Source organism: Bifidobacterium colobi, from assembly GCF_018555455.1.
Lineage (GTDB): Bacteria > Actinomycetota > Actinomycetes > Actinomycetales > Bifidobacteriaceae > Bifidobacterium > Bifidobacterium colobi.
The window spans coordinates 105,387-113,191 of sequence record NZ_JAFEJU010000007.1 but is presented as its reverse complement, the minus strand read 5'-3'; the positions used below and the strand labels follow the sequence as shown (position 1 = coordinate 113,191).

At 58.7% G+C, this 7,805-nt stretch carries 7 protein-coding genes and 1 tRNA gene; all 8 read right to left on the bottom strand.

The features are described from left to right. Positions 1–531: 531 nt before the first annotated feature. Complete coding sequence (gene rplA / locus JS530_RS09390) at positions 532–1,224, bottom strand: 50S ribosomal protein L1 (RefSeq protein WP_214376902.1); 693 nt, start codon at positions 1,222–1,224, stop codon at positions 532–534. A gap of 15 nt (positions 1,225–1,239) precedes the next feature. Next, positions 1,240–1,671 carry a 50S ribosomal protein L11 gene (gene rplK / locus JS530_RS09385; RefSeq protein WP_214376901.1) on the bottom strand — a complete coding sequence of 144 codons (432 nt, stop codon included), beginning with the start codon at positions 1,669–1,671 and terminating at the stop codon, positions 1,240–1,242. Between the two features lie 375 nt (positions 1,672–2,046). Further along, positions 2,047–2,871, bottom strand: coding sequence for a transcription termination/antitermination protein NusG (gene nusG / locus JS530_RS09380; protein WP_214376900.1), 825 nt, complete (start codon positions 2,869–2,871; stop codon positions 2,047–2,049). Positions 2,872–2,900: 29 nt separating this feature from the next. Further along, positions 2,901–3,128 carry a preprotein translocase subunit SecE gene (secE, locus tag JS530_RS09375; protein ID WP_214376899.1) on the bottom strand — a complete coding sequence of 76 codons (228 nt, stop codon included), beginning with the start codon at positions 3,126–3,128 and terminating at the stop codon, positions 2,901–2,903. Between the two features lie 39 nt (positions 3,129–3,167). Continuing rightward, positions 3,168–3,243 (bottom strand) — tRNA-Trp (locus JS530_RS09370). A 119-nt stretch (positions 3,244–3,362) separates the two neighbouring features. After that, entirely contained in the window at positions 3,363–4,571 is a 1,209-nt protein-coding gene (locus JS530_RS09365; protein WP_214376898.1) for a pyridoxal phosphate-dependent aminotransferase, read from the bottom strand. Positions 4,572–4,756: 185 nt separating this feature from the next. Beyond that, the gene (proB, locus tag JS530_RS09360; protein ID WP_214376897.1) at positions 4,757–5,890 is read right to left on the bottom strand and encodes a glutamate 5-kinase; all 1,134 of its coding nucleotides are present in this window, start codon (positions 5,888–5,890) and stop codon (positions 4,757–4,759) included. A gap of 2 nt (positions 5,891–5,892) precedes the next feature. After that, positions 5,893–7,584 (bottom strand): GTPase ObgE, encoded by a 1,692-nt coding sequence (gene obgE / locus JS530_RS09355; protein WP_214376896.1) that lies wholly within the window; start codon positions 7,582–7,584, stop codon positions 5,893–5,895. Between the last annotated feature and the right edge of the window lie 221 nt (positions 7,585–7,805).

Here is a 7,805-nt window from a genome sequence, read left to right as displayed (position 1 = left end):
TTGACTATAAAGAAGTAGTACAAACACGCTCTTGAGTTCTCAAACCACCACCACACCAGCAGGCAGCCAACCAACCACAGGAAGGAAGCCCGCCGCGCTGAGCGGCAACAGATGAATAACCTACACGCAAAACCATAACCACGCAAATCGGCATGGTGAAAACCACCGACAAGCGGCTCTATAAAGCCATTCTATCGGCGTGTCGAAAACAGACTCCAAACGCTGTATTACACCCAGAATATCCCTCTCAGCATTGCCATGGAGTAACAAAACAATCTGTTCACCGGCGTGTCGCAACAATTCATCCCACGTTCAACTCCCTCAGTCAGCTTCCTTATCGACACTTCCCTCATCTATGAAGAGAAAACTGCAGATGTATTCCCAACATCCTTGTCCGCGGAAACAGCCACCTCGCCCATGAGGAATCGCAATGAACGCATGCAGCCATGCAATACATCAATTGCTGAATGATACGAAAAAGGGACTCCCCTTTCGGGAAGTCCCTTATGTAGCTTACTCAGCTAGCCTCGCTCAGGCCAGGGTGTTCGGGTCAACCGGAACGCCCGGGTTCATCGTGGAGGTGATGGTTGCCTTGGTCAGGTAACGGCCCTTCACGGTGGTCGGCTTCAGACGCTTGACTTCGTCGGCCACAGCCTTGAAGTTCTCGTCCAGAGCGGACTCATCGAAGCTCATCTTGCCGATGAGGAAGCTCAGGTTGCCGTTCTTGTCGACACGGAACTCGATCTTGCCGCCCTTGATGTCCTTGACAGCCTTGGTGACGTCCATGGTCACGGTGCCGGTCTTCGGGTTCGGCATGAGGCCACGCGGACCGAGCACACGGCCCAGACGGCCGACCTTGCCCATCATGTCCGGGGTAGCAACCACGGCGTCGAAGTCGAGGAAGCCGCCCTGAACCTTTGCGATCAGGTCGTCATCACCGACGATGTCAGCGCCAGCCTCGGTAGCCTCGGTAGCCTTCGGGCCACGAGCGAACACGAGGACCTTAGCGGTCTTACCAGTGCCGTGAGGCAGGTTGACGGTACCACGCACGAGCTGGTCAGCCTTGCGCGGGTCAACGTTCAGACGGAACACAGCTTCGACGGTCTGGTCGAAGTTGTAGGAGGGCATGCTCTTCAGGAGAGCGATGGCCTCGTTGGCGGTGTAGAGGTTGTTGCGATCGACGCGCTCAGCGGCTTCGCGGTACTTCTTGGAACGCTTTACCATCTGTCTATCTCCTTATCAGTCCGTAACCGTGATGCCCATCGAGCGAGCAGTGCCCTCGATGATCTTCATGCCGGCCTCGATGTCGCGAGCAGACAGATCTTCCATCTTGATCTCAGCGATTTCGCGAACCTGCGCCTTGGTGACAGAGCCGACCTTGTGGGTCAGCGGGTTCTCGGTACCCTTGTCGATGCCAGCAGCCTTCTTCAGCAGAGCTGCGGCCGGCGGGGTCTTCAGAACGAAGGTGAAGGAGCGATCCTCGTAAACGGTGATCTCGACAGGGATGACCTGACCCATCTTGTCCTGCGTCTGGGCATTGTATGCCTTGCAGAAGTCCATGATGTTCACGCCATGGGAGCCGAGGGCCGGACCCAGCGGCGGGGCCGGGTTGGCCTTGCCTGCCTGAATCTGCAGCTTGATCAGCGCTGAGACTTTCTTCTTTGGAGCCATAATATGGTTCTTCTTTCTATAACGCGGTTCAAATGGTGGCCGTATCTGTTCTCAGCATCCCATCGCGCACGGTCTTGACTCATTATTTATCCGTGGGTGATTGAGGCTGCTGATCCGAGACCGGTCTCCTCCCGCAACTTATAATTGCTGTGCTGTGCTAGCGGGTCTTCCCTCCAGACACAAGCTTTCCTATTATGCGAGACCAAGTGGACAACACGCCGCAATACAAAAAGAGCCCGACCGGAGTCGAACTCTTTTCAACAACTTTCAGCTACTGACGTGCAATGATGCGTGCGGCTTCAAGGCGCACCGAGGGAAGCGGTACAAAAGTACCGCGACTGAGGAGCAACGCAGAAGACGCTCCATCATTGTGCGTCAGTCGAGTTTCTTGACTTGGTGGAAGCCCAGCTCCACCGGCGTATCGCGGCCGAAGATGGACACGAGCACGGTGAGCTTCTGGGTGGTGGGCTCGACGTCGGAGACGACGGCTTCCATGGTGGCGAATGGGCCGTCAGTGACGGTGACCTGATCGCCAACGGCGTAGGAGACCTCGACCTTGCGCTTCTTGGCGGCGGCAGGCTTATCGCCAGCGGCCTTCAGAGCTTCGGAAGCAATCATCGGAGCCATCATGGCAACGACTTCCTTGCGGGAGAGCGGAGCCGGATCCTTGGTCGGGCCAACGAAGCCGGTGACGCCTTCAGTCTCACGGACAATGCGGCGAGCGTTCTCATCAGGCCACATGCGAATGAGCACATAACCGGGAACGCGCACGCGAGTGATGACCTTCTTGCCCTTTTCGGTGTGCTTCTCGACTTCTTCCATCGGAACTTCAACCTGGAAGATCTGATCTTCCATGCCGAAGGATGCCACACGGGATTCGATGTTGGTCTTCACACGCTTCTCGTAACCGGAGTAAGTATGCAGGACGTACCACTTACCATCGAGGGAACGCAGGGACTTGGAGAACTCTTCAACGGCCTGCTGTCCGGCATCAGTGCCTTCTGCTTCTTCAGACTCGTTGACTTCAGGCTCGTCTTCTTCGTCCAGTGCCACAGGAGCGGAAGTGGACTCTACGGATGCGACAGGAGCTTCAGCAGCCGGGGCCTCAGTGGTCTCGGAAGCGTCAGCCGGAGCAGCAGCTTCGGATTCCTCGTTCGGAAGAACAGCGTCGAGGTTTTCGAGATTCAGTTCGTCACTCATGCGTGTGTTTCACCTTAGGTTGTTGGAAATCAGCCAAACAGCCACAGAGTCGCCTTGCCCAGACCGAAGTCCATGCCAGTGACCAGGGCCATCAGCAGCAGCACGAAGATGAACACAGCCAGAGACCAGAAGAACAGTTCCTTGGCGGTAGGAGTAACGACCTTGCGAAGCTCGTCAATGATCTGCTTGATGAACAGACCAATGCGCATGAAGACATTCGGCTTGACTGCCTTTTCATTGTTGCTCGTCTTAGCCATTCTGTACCTCGCGTCAGCTGCTTGATTATTAGAAAGACTTGGCAGGGAAGGCGGGACTCGAACCCACAACCTACGGTTTTGGAGACCGTTGCGCTACCAATTGCGCCACTTCCCTAGGTGTTATCCACCTCAGCTGGCGTTCTGTAGAGAACGCTTCGCCATGGCGAAAACCGCCAAGCAGATAGTGTAACGGCTGAGGTGGATTAACGCAAATCGCGTGTCGCGATCAGTGCACTACTGCTCGATCCATTCCTTCATGCGCTTCATGCCTTCGGCCAAATCGGCGTCGGCAAGCGCGTAGGAGAAGCGGAGATAGCCGGGTGCGCCGAAAGCCTCGCCAGGCACGGCGGCCACATGGGCTTCGTCGAGCAGCGCGGCGGCGAAATCAGAGGAGGTCTCAGCTACAGTACCGTTCGGACCGAGCGGCTTGCCCAGCAGTGCGGTGATATCTGCGAACGCATAGAAGGCACCGGTCGGGGTCGGGCAGTGCACGCCTTCGATATCGTTCAGTGCAGCCACGATGGCCCTGCGACGCACGTCGAACGCTTCGCGCATCTTGTGCACTTCATCCAGTGGACCGGCCACAGCTGCCAGAGCAGCGCGCTGGGAGATGTTGGCCACGTTGGACGTCATATGTCCCTGCAGCTTGGTGGCGGCCTTGGCCACTTCCACCGGGGCGACCATCCAGCCCACACGCCAACCCGGCATAGCGTAGGTCTTGGCCACACCGTTCAACACCAGCAGCTGGTTTCGGCATTCGGGAACCACGGCACCGATGTAGGTGGTGTGGGCGTCGTCGTAGTTCAGGTGCTCGTAGATTTCGTCGGAAATGATCCAGATGTGATGGTCAACAGCCCAGCGACCGATGGCTTCCACGGTTTCCGGCTTCCAGACGGCACCGGTGGGGTTGTTCGGCGAGTTCACGATGATGGCCTTGGTGCGCTCAGTACGAGCGGCTTCCAACGCCTCCAGAGATGGCTCAAAGTTCACATCGGCACCAGCGAACACTTCCACCGGCACACCACCGGCAAGCTTCACAGCCTCCGGGTAGCTGGTCCAGTACGGGGTCGGAATAATGACTTCATCGCCCGGGTTCAACAAAATCTGGAAGGATTCATACACGGCCTGCTTGCCGCCGTTGGTCACGACCACCTGGTCTGCGGTGACCTCATAGCCGGAGTCACGCAGCACCTTGGCCGCAATAGCCTCGCGCAGCTCAGGCAGACCCGGGGTGGGCGTGTACTTGTAGTTCTTCGGCTCCAGGCAAGCGTCAGCGGCTGCCTTGACCACGTTGGCGGGGGTCGGGAAGTTCGGCTCGCCAGCGCCAAAACCAATGACATCGAGGCCGGCGGCCTTCATTGCCTTGGCCTTGGAATCGACGGCAAGGGTGGCACTTGGGGCCACGGTGTTAATACGGTCGGAAAGTGTTTGCCATTCAGCCATAGTCATGGTTCACACGATAGCCCGAACGCACGATGTTGCCAAGAGTGAGTGCCGTCATAGCCAATCGCCCTTCCACGGTGTTGTACATTCTCCACCGTGTGGCAACCCTCATTATTCACATTGGCGGAATAACGCCATTATTAGAGATCGCACTACAAGCGATTTGCCACACCGTGGAGGAAATGTCACACCAACACGAGATTGTCGCGATGCACCAGTGGGTGTGCGTACTCGGGACCAAGGAATCGCTTCAACTGTGCGGTATTGCGGCCGAGCATCTGCGGAATCTCCTCGGAATCAAATCCTGAGAGACCGCGCGCCAAGTGTGTGTCAGCTTCATCATCAATCCACACTGGGTCTCCAGCGGAGAAGTCACCGCGCGCTTCCAATGCACCGGCTGCCAGCAGCGAGGCACGGCCGCCACGGATGGCTGTGGCTGCACCGGCATCGACGATGATGGTGCCGCGCGGCTCGGCGGCAAATCCGATCCATAGCCGTCGCGCGGAACCGCGCGCTTTCACGGGCGCAAATACCGTGCCCACCGGGTCGCCCATCATGGCTGGGCCAGCATTTGCCGCACATGTCAGCACAGTCGGAATGCCGGAGACGGCAGCCACGCGCGCGGCTTCAAGTTTGGTGACCATACCGCCGGTACCTACCTTGGAACCGGAGCCGGAAACAGTGATATCACCCAACGCGTCAATCACATTGGGCACGTATTCCACGCGTCGCGAGCCGGGCTGGGAAGGCGGGGCCGTATACAATGCATCCACATCGGTGAGCAGTACCAATGCTTCCGCACGCACCAGATTGGCGATAAGCGCGGAAAGCCGGTCGTTGTCGCCGAAGCGAATCTCATTGGACGCCAACGAATCATTCTCGTTGATGATGGGCACCACACCAAGGTCAAGCAGACGGTCCAGCGTACGCTGCACATTGCGGTATTGCGTAGCGCGAATCGTATCCTCTGCAGTAATGAGAATCTGGCCTACGCGAATGCCGAACCGGCCAAACGCAGTCTCATACCGGGCCATCAGCAAACCTTGTCCGACTGCCGCAGTGGCCTGCTGAGTAGCCACGTCGGCAGGGCGCGCATCAAAGCCGAGCGGGCCGAAGCCGGCCGCGATGGCACCGGATGATACCAGTACCACGCGGCCACCCATCAGTCGCACTTGAGCCAAGGCTGCGGCCAGCGCATCCAGCTTGGCAGGATCCAAGTGGCCGCTTGGCTGGGTCAGCGAACTTGAGCCGACTTTGACCACGATGGTACCGGCTGCAGCAATGCTGCTGCGGACCTCAGCTTGGCTCGGTGTGCTCATGATTACTCTTCTTCTGCGTCGTTGTCCGATGTTTCGCCGCGACCAAAGAGACTGGTCTCGTCGTGGCGATCGTCATCAATGGACGGGTCGGCCCAATGGCCGGCCTTACGTTCGGCCATCATAGCTTCACGGACTGCGGCGCGGGCGTCCATCATCTCGTGGTACTGGGCGCGGCGTTCCGCGTTGGAGCGGCGACGGGCGCGCGGATCCTGCTCTTCAAGTCGCAGATCCTTACCGCGTGCACCCAGGTTGGAGCCGTCGAGGTTTTCGGCACCGGCGGAGATGGTCGGATCCCAATCAAACTCGACCATGCGGGCACCGCGACCGATGCGGATCTCGTCGCCGGGGTGAGCACCCTTGCGGCGCAGCTCGTCTTCCACACCGAGCTTGGCCAGGCGGTCAGCCAAGTAGCCCACAGCCTCGTCGTTGTCGAAGTTGGTCTGCATCACCCAGCGTTCCGGCTTGGTACCGAGCACCTCGTAGAACACTTCGCCATCGCCGAGCTCGCGGCGTTCCACGGTGAAGTCCAGCTGAGCGCCATTCTTGCCGGTGTTGCGGCGCTGGCGACGACCGGTTTCCAGCGGGTTGATGACCACGCGGGCTTCTTCTTCGGCCTGTTCGCGGTTGGCGACTTCCTCGCGCATCTCCTTGACCAAGCCAGACAGCGCGAAGTTCAGCTCCTTCAAACCGGCATGGGATGCGGTGGAAATCTCGTAGACCTTGAGACCAAGCTTCTCGAATTCCGGCTTGACGAAATCGGCGAGTTCCTTGGCTTCCGGCACATCGATCTTGTTCAGAATAATGATGCGCGGACGCTCAGGGATCGGAATCGCGCCGAGCGGCAGCTCCAGCTTGTCCGCGTACAGGGCAAGCTCTTTTTCGAGCGCCTCATAATCGGACATCGGATCACGGTTGGGCTCAAGGGTGGCGCAATCGATCACATGGGCGATGATTTCCGTGCGCTCGATGTGGCGCAGGAATTCGAGGCCCAGGCCCTTGCCTTCGGAGGCGCCAGGAATCAGACCAGGCACGTCGGCGATGGTGTAGCGGGAGTCGCCGGCGATGACCACGCCGAGGTTCGGCACCAGCGTGGTGAACGGGTAGTCGGCGATCTTCGGCTTGGCTGAGCTCATCGCGGCAATCAGGCTGGACTTGCCTGCGGACGGGAAGCCCACCAATGCCACGTCGGCAATGGACTTCAGCTCCAGAATCACATCGCGCTCCTCGCCCGGCTCGCCGAGCAGGGCGAAACCAGGGGCGCGACGGGTCTTATTGGCCAATGCGATGTTGCCGAGGCCGCCGTTACCGCCTTCCGCAGCAATGTAACGGTCGCCTTCGTGACGCAAATCGGCGAGCTGCTCGCCGGGGTGCTTCGGCTTACCCTGCGCACCACGAGCCTCGAAGATCACCGTGCCGCATGGCACCGGCAGAATCAAATCGGCGCCCTTGGAACCATCCTTGTTGTCGCCCAAGCCCATCGTGCCGCTGCCTGCGGTGCGATGCGGGATGAAACGATAGTCCAGCAAGCTGGTCGCATTACGGGTTGCTTCAAAAATCACGGAACCACCGTCGCCGCCGTTGCCGCCATTCGGGCCAGCCAACGGCTTGTACTTCTCACGGCGGATGCCTGCCGAGCCATTGCCGCCGTCGCCGCCCTTGACATGGACGGTCACTCTATCCACAAAATCACTCATAGCATTCCACTCTACCGATTGGGGGTGATGGGGTCAGTTTGCTTGGGGCGTAGCGGCTTTCTTCTCCCTATATTCATCGAACTCGTCACCAATCACGGGCCAGAATGGACGTTTTCGGCGATTCACAGCGCCAAAAGGACGTTCTAGCGGCTAATAATGTCCTATTTCGTACTGCGAATCGGTCAAAACGTCTATTTGAGCCCGTATTTTCATGCAGACGC

Coding starts and splice junctions, on each gene's coding strand:
- secE (WP_214376899.1), bottom strand. CDS start 3,128: ATGGCTAAGACGAGCAACAATGAAAAGGCAGTCAAGCCGAATGTCTTC.
- obgE (WP_214376896.1), bottom strand. CDS start 7,584: ATGAGTGATTTTGTGGATAGAGTGACCGTCCATGTCAAGGGCGGCGAC.
- nusG (WP_214376900.1), bottom strand. CDS start 2,871: ATGAGTGACGAACTGAATCTCGAAAACCTCGACGCTGTTCTTCCGAAC.
- rplA (WP_214376902.1), bottom strand. CDS start 1,224: ATGGTAAAGCGTTCCAAGAAGTACCGCGAAGCCGCTGAGCGCGTCGAT.
- proB (WP_214376897.1), bottom strand. CDS start 5,890: ATGAGCACACCGAGCCAAGCTGAGGTCCGCAGCAGCATTGCTGCAGCC.
- JS530_RS09365 (WP_214376898.1), bottom strand. CDS start 4,571: ATGGCTGAATGGCAAACACTTTCCGACCGTATTAACACCGTGGCCCCA.
- rplK (WP_214376901.1), bottom strand. CDS start 1,671: ATGGCTCCAAAGAAGAAAGTCTCAGCGCTGATCAAGCTGCAGATTCAG.